Origin of the sequence: Synechococcus sp. R5-13 (assembly GCF_047462015.1) — a bacterium.
Taxonomy (GTDB): Bacteria; Cyanobacteriota; Cyanobacteriia; order Thermostichales; family Thermostichaceae; genus Thermostichus.
On sequence record NZ_JANSIL010000038.1, the window covers coordinates 34,591 to 49,118 of the forward strand.

Annotated in this window: 15 protein-coding genes; 10 read left to right on the plus strand and 5 right to left on the minus strand. The window is 59.9% G+C overall.

Going from position 1 to position 14,528, the window contains the following annotated elements; genetic code table 11:
- The first annotated feature begins 30 nt into the window (after positions 1-30).
- The 5 genes from rimO (at position 31) to NW840_RS03495 (ending at position 4,795) form a co-directional block, all read left to right on the plus strand.
- Positions 31-1,452, plus strand: a complete 1,422-nt coding sequence (rimO, locus tag NW840_RS03475) for a 30S ribosomal protein S12 methylthiotransferase RimO (RefSeq protein ID WP_414342419.1) — start codon at positions 31-33, stop codon at positions 1,450-1,452.
- A gap of 50 nt (positions 1,453-1,502) precedes the next feature.
- Entirely contained in the window at positions 1,503-2,219 is a 717-nt protein-coding gene (gene rpiA, locus NW840_RS03480) for a ribose 5-phosphate isomerase A (protein ID WP_414342421.1), read from the plus strand.
- Positions 2,220-2,504: 285 nt separating this feature from the next.
- A complete protein-coding gene (locus NW840_RS03485) occupies positions 2,505-3,842 on the plus strand; it encodes a UDP-N-acetylmuramoyl-tripeptide--D-alanyl-D-alanine ligase (RefSeq protein WP_414342423.1) in 1,338 nt (445 codons plus the stop codon).
- Between the two features lie 107 nt (positions 3,843-3,949).
- Complete coding sequence (locus NW840_RS03490) at positions 3,950-4,174, plus strand: DUF3134 family protein (RefSeq protein WP_011433626.1); 225 nt, start codon at positions 3,950-3,952, stop codon at positions 4,172-4,174.
- A 288-nt stretch (positions 4,175-4,462) separates the two neighbouring features.
- Positions 4,463-4,795 carry a fasciclin domain-containing protein gene (locus NW840_RS03495; protein ID WP_011433627.1) on the plus strand — a complete coding sequence of 111 codons (333 nt, stop codon included), beginning with the start codon at positions 4,463-4,465 and terminating at the stop codon, positions 4,793-4,795.
- 132 nt (positions 4,796-4,927) lie between these two features.
- Here NW840_RS03495 and NW840_RS03500 read toward each other — a convergent pair whose 3' ends face one another.
- Positions 4,928-5,170 (minus strand): hypothetical protein, encoded by a 243-nt coding sequence (locus NW840_RS03500; RefSeq protein WP_011433628.1) that lies wholly within the window; start codon positions 5,168-5,170, stop codon positions 4,928-4,930.
- Positions 5,171-5,358: 188 nt separating this feature from the next.
- On the opposite strand from NW840_RS03500, the gene NW840_RS03505 reads away from it, so the two are divergent.
- Positions 5,359-6,267: a cyanophycinase gene (locus tag NW840_RS03505; protein WP_414342426.1), complete on the plus strand. Its 909-nt coding sequence runs from the start codon at positions 5,359-5,361 to the stop codon at positions 6,265-6,267.
- Between the two features lie 10 nt (positions 6,268-6,277).
- Complete coding sequence (menD, locus tag NW840_RS03510; protein WP_414342427.1) at positions 6,278-8,089, plus strand: 2-succinyl-5-enolpyruvyl-6-hydroxy-3-cyclohexene-1-carboxylic-acid synthase; 1,812 nt, start codon at positions 6,278-6,280, stop codon at positions 8,087-8,089.
- On the opposite strand, the gene miaA is transcribed toward menD, so the two are convergent.
- Positions 8,013-9,026 carry a tRNA (adenosine(37)-N6)-dimethylallyltransferase MiaA gene (miaA, locus tag NW840_RS03515; RefSeq protein WP_414342428.1) on the minus strand — a complete coding sequence of 338 codons (1,014 nt, stop codon included), beginning with the start codon at positions 9,024-9,026 and terminating at the stop codon, positions 8,013-8,015. The genes menD and miaA overlap by 77 nt on opposite strands.
- A gap of 277 nt (positions 9,027-9,303) precedes the next feature.
- On the opposite strand from miaA, the gene NW840_RS03520 reads away from it, so the two are divergent.
- Positions 9,304-10,005 (plus strand): hypothetical protein, encoded by a 702-nt coding sequence (locus tag NW840_RS03520; RefSeq protein WP_414342429.1) that lies wholly within the window; start codon positions 9,304-9,306, stop codon positions 10,003-10,005.
- A gap of 149 nt (positions 10,006-10,154) precedes the next feature.
- Here the strand turns inward: NW840_RS03520 and rpe are convergent, their stop codons facing one another.
- Both rpe and NW840_RS03530 read right to left on the minus strand, forming a co-directional pair.
- Positions 10,155-10,865 (minus strand): ribulose-phosphate 3-epimerase, encoded by a 711-nt coding sequence (gene rpe / locus NW840_RS03525; protein ID WP_011433633.1) that lies wholly within the window; start codon positions 10,863-10,865, stop codon positions 10,155-10,157.
- A gap of 105 nt (positions 10,866-10,970) precedes the next feature.
- The gene (locus NW840_RS03530; RefSeq protein WP_414342430.1) at positions 10,971-11,282 is read right to left on the minus strand and encodes a hypothetical protein; all 312 of its coding nucleotides are present in this window, start codon (positions 11,280-11,282) and stop codon (positions 10,971-10,973) included.
- 149 nt (positions 11,283-11,431) lie between these two features.
- Between NW840_RS03530 and NW840_RS03535 the strand changes: the two genes are divergently transcribed.
- Entirely contained in the window at positions 11,432-11,833 is a 402-nt protein-coding gene (locus NW840_RS03535; RefSeq protein ID WP_414342431.1) for a VOC family protein, read from the plus strand.
- 56 nt (positions 11,834-11,889) lie between these two features.
- Positions 11,890-13,446: an NAD(P)H-hydrate dehydratase gene (locus NW840_RS03540; RefSeq protein ID WP_414342432.1), complete on the plus strand. Its 1,557-nt coding sequence runs from the start codon at positions 11,890-11,892 to the stop codon at positions 13,444-13,446.
- Between the two features lie 23 nt (positions 13,447-13,469).
- On the opposite strand, the gene NW840_RS03545 is transcribed toward NW840_RS03540, so the two are convergent.
- A complete protein-coding gene (locus tag NW840_RS03545) occupies positions 13,470-14,303 on the minus strand; it encodes an undecaprenyl-diphosphate phosphatase (protein WP_414342433.1) in 834 nt (277 codons plus the stop codon).
- Between the last annotated feature and the right edge of the window lie 225 nt (positions 14,304-14,528).

Here is a 14,528-nt window from a genome sequence, read left to right on the forward strand (position 1 = left end):
GCAAGCTGCCCCCTTTTTGATGCTCAGTCCATGAATGGGTTAGAAGCGACCGTCTCCAGTTTCCCATCCGTTAAGGACTCCGTCCCGCTTACGCGAACAGCGGTGCAGCGTACAAAGGCGTCGGTTGCCGTTTTACACCTGGGCTGCGAGAAAAACCGGGTGGACACCGAGCACATGCTGGGCTTGCTGGCTCAAGCAGGCTACCGGGTGGATGGGGACGAAGAGAGTGCTGACTATGTGATCGTCAATACCTGTAGCTTCATTGAAGCAGCGCGGCGGGAGTCGGTCAGCACCCTGATGGAGTTGGCAGTACAGGGCAAGAAAATCGTTATTGCCGGCTGCTTGGCGCAACACTTCCAAGAGGAGCTGCTGCAGGAGATCCCGGAGGCGGTGGCTATCGTGGGTACGGGCGACTATCACCAGATCGTCCAAATCATCGAGCGGGCGGAGCGGGGAGAGCGGGTCAATGCCGTTACTTCCAGCTTGGATTACATTGCCGACGAGACCGTACCTCGCTATCGCACCACCCATGCGCCTGTGGCCTACCTACGGGTAGCCGAGGGCTGTAACTACCGCTGCTCCTTCTGCATCATTCCCCACTTGCGGGGCAACCAACGCTCCCGCTCCATCGAGTCCATCCTCCGGGAAGCAGAACAACTGGCCGAAGAGGGGGTGCAGGAGCTGATTTTAATTTCCCAGATCACCACCCACTACGGGATCGATCTCTACGGGGAGCCGCGCTTGGCTGAGCTTATCCGCGCCCTGGGCCAGATCCCCATTCCCTGGATCCGCATGCTCTACGCCTACCCCACGGGCATTACCCCCGCCGTGGTGGAGGCCATTCAAGAGACCGCCAATTTCCTGCCTTACCTGGATCTGCCTTTACAGCACAGCCATCCTGAGATCCTCAAGGCCATGAATCGCCCCTGGCAAGGGCAGGTCAACGACCGGGTGATCGAGCGGCTGCGCCAGGCGTTGCCCAATGCCGTGCTGCGCACCAGCTTTATCGTCGGCTTTCCTGGGGAGACGGAGGAGCACTTCCAGCATCTACTAGACTTTGTCCAGCGCCATCAGTTTGACCATGTGGGGGTGTTTACCTTTTCTCCCGAAGAGGGCACCCCTGCCTACCACCTCCCCCATCAGGTTCCAGAGGCTGTCAAACAAGAGCGCCGCGCCCGTCTAATGCAACTGCAGCAAGGCATTGCCTTCCGCCGCAACCGCGAGCAGGTGGGCCGAGTGGTACCTGTACTTTTGGAGCAGGAAAACCCCAGAACCGGCGAGTGGATTGGCCGCTCCCCTCGCTTTGCCCCCGAAGTGGACGGGGTGGTGTACGTGCGTGGGGAGGGCTCTCTGGGATCCCTGGTGCCGGTGCAGATCACCCACGCCGAGCCCTATGATCTCTTCGGTCGGGTGGTGGCAGCGCCGGAGGGTTTTAGCTGGAGCGGGCGGTAGCGGTGCAAAGCACTTTGGTAGGATCTTCATCCACGGGAGAGGAGCTGGGAATGACTACCCTTGGCGGCAGCGGGACCGAGTCTTTAGATGAGCTGAAACAGGCGGCAGCCCGGGCTGCAGTTCAAAAGGTGCAGTCGGGAATGGTGGTGGGGCTGGGCACGGGATCCACAGCCGCCTTTGCTGTCAGCGCCCTAGCAGAGCGGATGCAAAGCGAGGGTCTGCAGATCCTCGGTGTGCCCACCTCCGAGCGCACGGCTGAACAGGCCCGCTCCCTGGGGATCCCGCTGGCTACCCTAGAAGAGCAGCCGCGCCTGGATCTGGCCATCGATGGGGCCGACGAGATTGAAGTGGGATCCCTGAACCTGATCAAAGGGGCAGGAGGGGCCCTGTTGCGGGAAAAATTGGTGGAGGCCAGCGCTGCCGAGCTGATCATCATCGCCGATGCCTCTAAAAAAGTCCCGCAGTTGGGCATTCGCTTCCCGGTGCCGGTAGAGGTGGTGCGCTTTGGCTGGAAAACCACCTTGGCGCGGGTAGAGGCTCTGGGGTGCACAGCCACCTTACGGCGGAATGCCAACGGGGATCCCTACTTGACGGACGAGCAGCACTACATCCTCGACTGCCAATTCGGCCCCATGGCGGATCCTGCCAAGATCGCCGATCAACTCAAAGGGACGGTGGGGGTTGTGGAACATGGCCTGTTCATCGGCATGGCCAAAGAGGCAATCATCGCCCTCCCGACTGGGATCGAAACGCTGCAACCCAGCTGACAACTTCCTATACCCAGTCGTGTATTGGCGTTGCCCAGGAACTGGGTTTACAGCTTTTTCCGACTTCATGGGAGTTCCGTAGCCAAGCGGGAGCCTTCCCACGCAAGAGATTGATTGACACTGGCTGTGGTAAACAACGCTGAAAAAAGCTGTACAGCTATCCCCAACTCCCCTCTCCCCCTGGGAGAGGGGCTGGGGGTGAGGGGGAGCGCTTGGGAAATGTCTCAATCGGGTCTGAAATGACCATAGACGAAGAGGCTGTAGGCGAATTGGAGTTTCTGCCCGATGCTGACCTTACGAACTGTGGCTGACCTGCTGCAAACTCCCCTGCAGGGGGATCCCCATTTGTTGGGTCTTCCCGTCCAAGCCATTTGCACCGACAGCCGCCAATTGCAGCCGGGGTCAGTCTTTGTGGCGCTGCGGGGGGAACGGTTTGATGGACACAACTTTATTCCACAAGCTTTGGCAAGGGGGGCCGTTGCCGTCATCAGCCAGCGTCCGGTGGCTGGGCCCCATTTTCAAGTCTCAGATACCCTAGCTGCCTACCAGCGCATTGCCAGAGGCTGGCGGGAGCAGTTTCCCCCCTCCGTAGTAGCCATCACGGGCTCAGCAGGCAAAACCACCACCAAGGAAATGCTGGCGGCTGCCCTATCCCGCTACGGCACAGTTCTCAAAAGTGAGGCCAACCACAACAACGACATCGGGGTTGCTCAAACCCTGCTCCAGATGCGACCGGAGCATCAGTTTGTGGTTCTGGAAATGGCCATGCGAGGCCCCGGAGAAATTCGCCGCCTGGCTCAGATGGCTCAGCCCACCCACGCCTTGATCACCCATATTGGCACCGCCCACATCGGCAGACTGGGATCCCGCGCGGCCATTGCTGCTGCCAAGTGCGAGCTGCTGCAGGAGCTAGGGCAGGGGGTGGCTCTGCTGAATGGAGAAGATCCCTTGCTGTTGTCTACCGCCGCCAGCCTGTGGTCGGGACAAACCCTTACCTATGGTCTGGATCGGGGGGACTTACGGGGAGAATGGGATCCCCAAGCCCAAACGGTAACTGTGGAGGGCCTAACGCTGCCGGTGCCCTTGCCGGGAAGACACCATGCCCTCAACTGGATGGGAGTGCTGGCTGCTCTGTGCAGCTTGGGGCTGGATTGGGAGCGGCTCCGAGAACCCATCGCCTTGCCCACCCATCTGGAGGGGCGCAACCGCCATCTCAAGCTGGCAGGAGATGTGGAAATCTGGGACGAAACCTACAACGCCTCGCCGGAAGCGATGATCGCGGCTCTACACCTGCTGGCCCAAACCCCGGGAAAACGGCGCTGGGCCATTCTCGGCCCGATGCGGGAGTTGGGAGAGCATGCACCTCAGCTCTATGCAGAGGTGGGTCGGGCGGCTGCCCCTCTGGGGCTGGATCGGATCTTGCTCTTGGATCCCGAAGGAGAAATGCAACCGCTGCTCGACCAAAAACCGGCAGCCCAGACAGAACGCTGCGAGGAGGTATCCGAACTGCTGGAAGTCTTGCTGCATCAGGTACAAGCCGGGGATCGGCTGCTGTTCAAGGCAGCGCGAGCTGTTGAGCTGGATCGGGTGCTGCGCCGCTTTTTGCAGGAGTGGCAGGCATAGGCTAAACTGAGGGATATATAGATGGAAAGCCCGCGTCCCTCGGTTGAGAGGAGATCAATCCAAGCCGAGTTCATTCCTCGTCGATAACTGCCCTTTTTCCGTACGGCATGTACTACCACAATCCCTCTCTGCGCGAAGAGCCCCGCGATCAGCCGCCAACGGTGGTGCCCTCTCCTAGCAGCCTCTCCATTCTTGACTGGTTGCGCAAAGAGGGCCGGTTGATCGAGCAGCCCATTGAGGTCCCTGAGATGATTTTGGAAGAAGACATCGACGATATCGACGATTTGATCGGGGACGACTACGACGAAGACTTCGAGCCGGAAGAAGAGTAAGCACAACTGCCAGGATTATTACGAGCTCGTTAACTCATTTATCCCTTTGCTCGGCACCGTGAGGGTGTTATTTTTTGTGCTGCCGCTGGATAGACAGCTCGAGCAAACAAAACAGTACAGTCGTTTCAGGTTAGAGTGAGACGCCTGAGCTACCAAGAAAAGTCTTCCAGCCCCGCGCATTCAACGCTTCAGGTGTGGGTGCAGCGTTTTAGTTTGAATCAGAATGACTATAGATGCAGACAAACGTAACTGATCCCTCAGCCTCAAGGGATCCTTTTTCAGCCTGTTTTGGATTGCTCACCACCACCCTGCGATGATTGTTGCAAATCTAACCTTAGTGGAAGATACCCCCGCAGCCTTTGTAAGAAAGCATCTTGGGGCAGTAGAAACATCTTTTTCGGGGACTTTTTTCGATTTCTCACTTACCATGCAGTGCCCGGCAAAGTTCTCTCTACCTCTTTGGAAGCTGGGGAAGTGGTTACGGTCGAGGGATCCCCTGTGGAAATCTCTTTGGCTGATGGTGTCAAGGTCAACGATGCCAATGTGGTAACAGCCGACATTGAAGCTTCCAACGGCGTGATCCACGTCATCGACAAGGTGATCCTGCCCCCGCAAAGCTAACCTGTCGGTACTGAGGTTCTAAATCCTGCGGGGTCTAGTCCTCTGGCAGCCCCTGCCCCTAGTGGTGGGGGCTTTGCGTTGTCAGCCCGGCGATACTCAAGGGATCCCTGACCTTGGTCTGCTCTATAGGCTCTATAGGTCGATGCCAACGCTGGAAGCGTAGATCGCCTCCACCGACACGCCGGACACCCGTTGAGGACGCACGATCATGTACTCATTGTCCATTTGCTTGGGCAAGGTGATGAACTCTTCGCCGCCCACCATGAGGTTGTTGATCAGCTCGGTGTATTCTCTGGCTTCTTTGACCCGTACCTGCATGGTTTGTCCACCTTCCAGCATGATGTGGACAAGATATCCGTCAGGTTTTCTGGCCATGGATGCTCCTGCTGGGTGAACCGAAGGACGAGACGAGGGGTGTTCTTATGAACATTATTCCCCCTTTCGAGACCCCTAACCAACCCCTGACTCTTCCGTGAAATCTAGAATTGAGCTGCGCCAAACCGAATTCCAAGCCGTAGCATAGTGAAAGTGAAATGTGCCCATTTTAATCTTCCTCGCGCTCCATGCCCCATTTGCCTGATGTTTCTGCCGCCCACCGTGAGCTGGAGTGGAACGGAGTTCCTTCCACGCCGACAAACGACGCCCAACCCCTAAGCCGCCCTACTGTGAAGGATCCCATCACCGCCCGTTCCGACATCATCGCCGTCGGGGGAGCAGAGGATAAGGAAAATGAGCGCCACATCCTTTGGGAGTTCTTCCGCCGAGCGGGGGGAAAGTCTGCCCACATCACCATCGTGCCCGCGGCTTCTGGGATCCCGGCGGTGCTGGGGGAGATCTACGCCAACATTTTTCAGCAGATGGGGGCAGCCAGCCTCCAAGTTCTGGATATCCGCAGCCCGATGGAGGCAAGGGATCCCGATAACGTCGAGAAAATTCGCTTCTCCACCGGCATCTACTTCACGGGTGGGGATCAGGAGCGGCTGGCAGAGGTGCTGGCCCACAGCGAGCTGATGGAGGCCATTCGACAGCAGTGGCAGCGGGGGCAGACGGTAATTGCCGGAACCAGCGCCGGAGCTTCTGCGTTGGGGCAGCAGATGATCTCCCGCGGCTACAGCGGGGAACCGCCCACGCCGGCAATTGTAACGGTGAAGACGGGCTTGGGCCTTTTGCCTCGCGTCATCATCGATCAACATTTCCATCAGCGCAATCGCCTGGTGCGGCTGGTTACGGCGGTGGCCCACTACCCCCAATGTCTGGGCATCGGCATTGACGAGAATACGGCGGTGGTGATCCAGGCCGACGATGTGATGGAGGTGATCGGCTTGGGCACAGTGACAATTGTGGACGGGACACAACTGTACTCGACTGTTCAGGAGGCGGCAGCGGATGAGTATTTTCGGCTGCACAATGCCCGCATTCACTTTTTGCCGCCGGGATCCCGATTCGATCTCAACACCTTGTCTCCACTCTGACTGCTGAAATGTGACTGCTGAAAACTTTGTCCTGCCAAGGCGGCTGGACTGGCGCAACCTCAACACCCTCTGGGGATCCCTATTGGCCGAAACCTTGAGTCGGCTGGGTTGCCGTTTGGCGGTGGTGTGTCCGGGATCCCGCTCAGCCCCCCTGACCTACGCCCTGGCCCAGCACCCCGACATCGAGGCGATCCCGGTGCTGGATGAGCGGTCGGCAGCCTTTTTTGCGCTGGGATTGGCCCAGCAAACCCGGCGGCCCATTCCCCTGGTGTGTACTTCCGGCAGCGCTGGCGCTCACTTTTTCCCAGCTCTCATCGAGGCGGCAGAAAGTGGCTGGCCGCTTTTGGTTTTGACGGCGGATCGGCCCCCGGAGCTGCGCCACTGCCGCGCCGGCCAAGCGATTGACCAGGTGAAGCTCTACGGCCATTACCCCAACTGGCAGGCGGAGTTGGCCCTGCCCAGCGCGGATCCAGAAGCCCTGGCCTACTTGCGCCAGACCCTGGTTCACGCCTGGGAGCGCACCCTTTACCCTTTTCCCGGCCCGGTGCATTTAAATGTGCCTTTCCGGGATCCCTTGGCTCCCATTGCCGATGGCAGCACTGCGCCTTTGATTCATTTGCAGGAAGATCCGGAGTTTGAGAAGACCTTTTTTCGTGGGGTTGCTCCTCCATGCACCGGCTCTTCCTTCCAGGCGGTGCGGAGCCCTTTTCAGACGGAGACGGTTTCTTTTTGGCAGGAGTGGCGCAGCTGTGAGCGGGGGGTGATCTTGGCGGGGCCGGCTCAACCGCTGGATCCCCAGCGCTATGTGGAGGCAGTGGCCCGTTTGGCGACGGCTTTGGGCTGGCCGGTTCTGGCCGAGGGGCTCTCTCCCCTGCGCAACTACGCTTCCCTCAACCCCTATCTCATCACCACCTACGATCTCATCCTGCAGCGGGATGATCCCCAGCTTTGGCCGGAGCAAGTCATCCAACTGGGATCCCTGCCCACCAGCAAAGCGCTGCGGCAAACCCTGGCCAAGGTTGCTCCCCGCGTTTGGCGGTTGGATCCCCGCCCTGAGAATGGGGATCCCCTGCACAACCCCACCACCCACTTGCCTTTCGCCGTAGAGGAGTGGGTCGCCGGGATCCCGGAAGCACCGGCCAAGCAAACAACTTTTCTGCAGGGCTGGCTGACAGCGGAAGCACAAATCCGTGCTGCCCTAGACCAGGCCGTGACTGACCTATCGGAGTGGTTTGAAGGCAAGGTTGCCTGGTGGCTGGCCCGCCACCTGCCGCCAGAGACGCCGCTATTCATTGCCAACAGCACGCCGGTGCGGGATGTGGAGTGGTTTTGGCCCCCCAACGACCGCCGCATCCGTCCCTACTTCAATCGCGGCACCAACGGCATCGATGGCATTCTCTCTACCGCCCTTGGGGTGGCCCACGGCTCTCACAAACGCCCAACGGTGCTGCTGACCGGGGATCTGGCCTTTTTGCACGACTGCGGCGGCCTGCGGCTTGGCCCTCACCTGCAGGGATCCCTGACCATTCTCCTCATCAACAACCAGGGGGGTGGGATTTTCGAGCTGCTGCCCATCGCTGAGGTGGGCCCACCCTTCGAGCCCTATTTCGCCACGCCCCAGGCGGTGGATTTTGCCCTGCTCTGTCAGGCCCACCACATTCCCCATCGCCGAGTGGAAAGCTGGCAGGAGCTGGCCGAAGCTCTGGATCCCTTACCTGCCCAAGGGGTGCGGGTGTTGGAGATCCTTACGGATCGAAAAGCCGATGCTCAGCGGCGGCGGGACTGGTTTCAACAGTGGTCGGAGCTGCCATCCAAGCCTTGACCTGCTTCCAGATCTGCTCCGGCAAATCCTCAGCTTCGCAGTCCAGCCACTGGATCCCTGGCAGGGCCCGGAACCAGGTCATCTGCCGCTTGGCAAATTGGCGGGTGCGCCGCACAATCAGGGGTTGCAGTTCGGCTTCCGGGATCCGCCCCTCCAGATAAGCGCCGATTTCCGCGTAGCCCAAAGTATTCAAAAGGGGCAGGTGGGGCCCATAGCGCTCCCGCAGGGTTTTCACCTCCTCGATCCACCCCCGCTCCATCATCTCCGCCGTGCGCCGGGCAATGCGTTGTTCCAAACGGGGCATTGGGCAGCGCAGCCCCAGGATCAAGATGGGGTAATGGGGGGGATGAGCCCGCCTTAGGCTGGAAGCCGGCTTCCCGGTGGCGTAAACGATCTCCAAAGCACGCAGCGTGCGCACTGCGTCATGGGGATGAATGTGCTGGGCGGCAACGGGATCCAACTGCTGCAGCCAGGCGTAGCGGATCTCAGGGGGCCAAGTTTCCAGTTGTCTTCTCAGTTGGGGCTGCGGGGGTACAGCAGGGATCCCCAGGCCGGAGGTTACCGACTGGATGTAGAGACCGGTGCCCCCCACCAGGATGGGCGTCTGTCCCTGCCGATGGGCCTCGGCGATGCGGGTTTGGGCCGCCTGTTGGAACTCGGCCACCGTGTAGGTGTGGCGGGGATCCACAAAGTCAATCAGCTCGTGGGGCCAAAGGGCCTGCTCGGCGGGGGTAGGCTTGGCTGTGCCGATGTCGAACTCGCGGTAGACCTGGCGAGAGTCCGCATTCAACAACGGGGATCCCAGCCGTTGGGCCAAAAGCAGTGCCTGTCGAGATTTCCCGGTGGCCGTGGGGCCGGCAATGACGATCAATCCCGGCCATTCCGTCCGGTCGGAAGCTGCTGCAGCGGGAATGCCATTCTCGAGGGTAATGCGCATTCGCTACCCAAACCATCGGCAGGGCAGACTGGCAAGCAACTTTCCTCAGAGACCAGATTAAGATTCTCGAAGAACCTTGTCTCTTTGGGTTAGGATCGGTTACTTACTACCCTGCTTTTTTGCTGTGCTGATCTCATCCTACATTCCTGCTTCGACGGTTTTGAGGGGCAATGAGCCACAGCCGCAGCCAGTGGCGCAGTTTTTACCTCTCCGGCTAGAGCTGTTCGCAAGGCGCGGCCTCAGCCAGATTGGACGGGCAATTGGAACAGGGTTGCTGATGGCTATGCTCATAGGTGTCCCTTGCTCGGCGCGGGGGGAGACCTTGGTGCTCAAGCAGGGAGAAGTGCGCACTCTGCCCCTGTTGCAAACCCGGGCCCGGCTGCCCTTGCAAATGGAAATGCTCTATCTGGGCATGGTCGAGGAGCGCTTCTTGAGCTACGCCCGCGCCAACAATTGGGAGACCATTTCCAGCGACCGGGAGGATCCCCGTTGGAGCCGCTGGCAACTGCGCCCTGGGGGGGAGGCTCTTTATCTGCCCGATTCTCCCCCGTCCCAGAATTCCTCGGAGCCGCCCATCTACGCCCGTGGGTTTTATGTGCAGGCCTATTTTGTCGGCGGGCGCCTGGCGGGAATGCACCTGATTCGCAACCCCGAAGAGCCGGGCTTCAACTTGACAGCCCTGCAAAGGGTGATCCGCGCCTGGTTTCCCGATAATCGCCTGATGTTGCATTACCAAATACTGCCAGAGGATCCCGAGCAGCAGGTGCTGGGCGCCTATCTGGGCACCATTCCTCCCCCCTACCTTGCCGATATTCGGCGCAACCGCGTGCCTTTTTGTCAGACTTTTTTCAGCCCCACTTTGCCCCAGCCGATCATCCCCCCCTCCGTCGATGGGCCTCCCCATTGCCTGGGCACAACTGCCGTCAACAGCGGGACGGGGCCTTACGCTGCCCAGAAAGGGGCTGCGGCTATGCGCTAGTTGCAACAGTGTTGCGTAGCAATAAGGTTGTGAGGCTAAAACCATTCCCCCTCTGTGGACGAAGAGCCGGGAGTGGGGGGCCAGATTAAGTCAGCGGCGCAAAGCGCCAGGGCCAAGCTGGATTTTAGAAGGGAGCAATTTCCTTCAAATCAAACTGTCACCAGCTCGGGACGGCGGCTGTTGCGAATGCTGCGAATGGCTTCGGCATAGTCTTTGGCTTTGAACACTGCCGAGCCGGCCACAATGGCGTTGGCTCCTGCTTCAATCACCTGCCAAGCGTTGCTGGCTTTGATGCCGCCATCCACCTCGATCCAGGGATCCAGGCCGCGCTCATCACACATGGCCCGTAACTGGCGAATTTTGGGCACCACTGCCGGAATGAAGCTTTGCCCGCCAAATCCGGGGTTGACACTCATGATCAACACCAGATCCACCAGATCCAGCACGTATTGGATCAGCTCCAAAGGGCTGGCCGGATTGAGCACCACGCCCGCTTGCTTGCCCAGATCTTTGATTTGGCTGAGGGTGCGATGCAGGTGAATGGTGGAGCTGGACTCTGCGTGCACGGAAATGATATCGGCCCCTGCTTTGGCAAAATCCGCCACATAGTTCTCCGGCTCTACAATCATCAGGTGGACGTCCAGGGGCTTGGCTGTCACCGGGCGCAGGGCTTCCACCACCAACGGGCCGATGGTGATGTTGGGCACAAAGCGGCCATCCATCACATCCACATGGATCCAGTCGGCCCCCGCCTCATCCACTGCCCGTACTTCCTCCCCCAACCGGCTGAAATCGGCTGAAAGGATGGAAGGGGCGATGACAATCGGCTTTTGCCCAGAGGTCGCTGACGGCTGCACCATGGTGAGTCCTGGGGATTGAAAACAGAGAAACGGAGAAACCTGCTCCTCTATGGTACGGGGTTTGATCCCCTTTGCAAAGCGTCATATCCCCTCTCAGCTTGGCACTCAAGGCTCCAGGGGGGACGTGGACTCTCGCGACAGGATCCCGTTCGCGTTGGCGGAACGGAGTCCTTTCAAGCTCGCATCGCCGGGCCACAGACCCTGCAAGACTTGGGCAACACGGTGCCAGGGATCCAGCCGTTCCGTTCGCGTTGGCGGGACGGAGCCCTTGCTGCTTTGAGGCTCTGGAGAAGACTGCTCAGAGGGAGCGGGATCCCTTTCCTCCAGCCTCAGGGAAAGCTGCTGCAACTGCATGTAGATGCTGTTCACGGCCAGCATGGCCAAGACCGTGCCGAAAAACTTGGTGCGGGATCCCATGGGCCAACCCCTGTGCGAAAACAAAGATACGGTTGTTGCGGGTGCGCTAGCTCCACCTTAGCTTACGGGTTTGGCTTGCCGTTCGGAGAAAATATTGATGTTCGCGTCGGCCTTGCAAAGCCCCACGGTCAAGATTTCCCAACAAGACAATGACTGCCCCCCAAAAGCCAACCTATCATCACCTGCACACCGCCCTTTGGGTGAGCGATCTGGCCAGAGCCGAACATTTTTACGGAACGGTGCTTGGGATCCCCAAGGTGGAACGGTTGCCGTTTGACTTTCCCGGCGCTTGGTATCAAGTGGGTTCCTCCCAAATTCATTTAATCGTGGCCGAGGAGCCGATGGATCCACGGCAGCGAAGCGGAACGGGATCCTCAAAGTGGGGGCGTAATCCCCATGTGGCGCTGGGGGTGGATGACTTGGAAGCGGTGAAGGCTCGCCTGCGGCAGGAAGGGTATGAGGTGCAACCGAGCGCTTCCGGGCGAGCGGCAGTGTTCGTCCGGGATCCGGATGGGAATGTGATAGAGCTAAGCTCGATTAGCGCAACTTAGCCATGAGCCATCTCCCCTCAGCAATGCCGCCGGTTGCAACAGCGTTGCGTAGCGATATGGGTTCTCGTTGCCAGTTCGATCCGGCCATCAGCCTGGTCAGTTCCGCACAGATGCAGCGCATTGAGGAGCAGATCTTCTCTGCCGGCATGCCCGTTGCCGCTCTGATGGAGAAGGTGGGGCTGGCCGTTGTTGCTCAGTTGCAGAAGGATTTTCCGCAAGCCCATCGCATTGGGATCCTCTGTGGGACAGGGCACAACGGTGGCGATGGGTTGGTGGTTGGGCGGGAGCTATGGCTGGCCCAAAAGTCGGTGAAGGTGTGGCTGGGCAAGCCAGAACTCAAGCCCCTAACGGCAGACCACGCCCGCTATCTCAAGGCGCTGGGGGCGGAGTTTGTGGGGCAGCTTGAGGAGCTGGCCGATTGCGATTTGCTCATCGATGCCCTGTTTGGGATCGGTTTGAACCGGCCTTTGGGGGAGCCTTGGGCGGGGGCGGTGGGGTGGGCCAATGGCAGTGGGATCCCCATCCTTAGCCTGGATTTGCCGTCTGGCCTCAACGACCAAACCGGGGAAGTCTGGGGCTGCTGCATTCGCGCCAGCCATACCTATGCCCTTGGCCTTTGGAAACGGGGGTTGTGGCAGGAAGCAGCTCTGCCTTGGGTGGGACGGCTGCGCCGCATCGAGTTCGGGATCCCCGCTTGGGCCTGCCCAGAGGATGAGGTTCCCCGGTTGTTGCTGCGGCCTTGGCAGCACTTTCCTGCGGATCCCCCTTTGGATACCCACAAATACCGCCAGGGATCCCTGTTGTTGGTGGCAGGCTCGGCAGCCTATGCTGGAGCAGCGGTGTTGGCGGGGCTGGGATCCCGCGCCAGCGGGGTGGGCATGGTGACGATGGCGGCGCCGGCGGAGTTGAAAGGACTGATCCACAGCGCCTTGCCAGAGGTTTTGGTTCATGCCTGGGAAGGGATCCCTTCTCTGCCGCCGGTGGCTGATCGCGACAGCGGGACGAAGTCCTTGAAACCCTTTCAGGCGGTGGCCGTGGGGCCGGGCTTGGGAGAAACCCGTTTGCCCCTGCTGGAGATCCTGCTGCGGGATTGGGCCGGGATCCCCTGGGTTATCGATGCCGATGGCCTCAATGCTCTGGCGGAGATGGGGGTAGAGCGCTTACGAGAAAAAGGGAGCCAGGCCATCCTCACCCCCCACCTGGGGGAATTTCGGCGGCTTTTTCCGGGGATCCCGCTTGGGGATCGCATCGAGGCAGCCCAAAGGGCGGCAGCCCAGAGTGGAGCAGTGGTGGTTTTGAAAGGGGCGCGGACGGTGATCGCCTCTCCCACTGGGGAATGCTGGGTGAACCCGGAGAGCACACCGGCTTTGGCCCGCGGTGGCAGCGGCGATGTCTTGACTGGCCTGATTGGTGGCCTGGTGGCCCGCCGAACGGCCCAAGTGGGTCGGCCCTTGGAGATTGCTGAGCTGCTCAGTTGCGCCTGTGCCGGGGTGTGGTGGCATGCCCAAGCGGCTATCCAGCTGGCGCGGGAACGCGGTCTAACAGGGGTGGATCCGGCCCACCTGGCGGAGCACCTGCCCAAGGCGCTGCAGAGCCTGCGGGAGCAAGGGTGAAGGAAGGAGCTGCAAAACCCAGCCTAGGGTTTCAGGAACCCCAGGGCCAACCCCAAGAAAATGAACAGGCCAAAGCCAATCCGATAGACGATGAACAGCCAGGTGCTGCTGCGCTGCAAAAACTGAATCAGCCAATCGATAGAGAGATAGGAAAAGACAAAAGCAGAAAGAGTGCCCAACCCCTGCGACAGCAGCGCCTCTGCCCTGAACTCAGAGATCAACTCTTCTACCCCCGCCAAAAAGAGCGCCGGGATCCCCAGCAAGAAGGAGTAACGGGCGGCAGCCGAGCGCTGCAAATGGAGAAACAGCCCTGCCGTCAGCGTCGAGCCGGAGCGCGACACCCCAGGGATCAGGGACAAAGCTTGGGCCAGCCCCACCCAGATCCCATCCCCAATGCCCAAGCTGTGAAGGTCTCGCTGGCGTTTGCCCGTTTGCTCTGCCCAGCCCAACAACAAAGCCAAGCCAATGGCTGCAGTGGCGATCACCCACAACTGGCGGGGTGGGGATCCCCAAATGGCCTTGATGGCCCAGCCGGCAACCACAATTGGCACTGTTCCCACCAGGATCCCTACCAGCAGCCGCCAAGGCTCCTGCTGAAAATCTCGTTCTCGCCAAGCCTTCCAAGAGCCGAGGATCAACTGGCGCAGGTCAGAGGCAAAGTAGATCAGCACCGCCCCCAAGCTGCCCAACTGGATCACCGCCGTAAACGAAGCTCCCGCATCCGGCCACCCCACCAAAGCCGGAAACACCCGCAGATGGGCCGTGCTGCTAATGGGCAGAAATTCGGTGATCCCTTGCACCATGCCCAAAATTAGAGCCTGCCACCAATCGGGATACCAAGTGTCAGCAAGCAACAAGGTAAACACTCCCCCACCCAAACTTGCCGGATTTGCACAATCCCCATTCTTAGAAAAACTCAGAACTCCGGCTTTTTCCAGCAGCCCATACCACGGCGAACAAACACTTGCAGAGGGATCCCACCCCAACTGGCCGGGAACTTGGGTGTCGCTGTCCCAGACCCGCGAAAGGGCTGTGCCTATAGGATCGCCGCAAAGATCAACAGTAGGTCAGATCATCGGGTC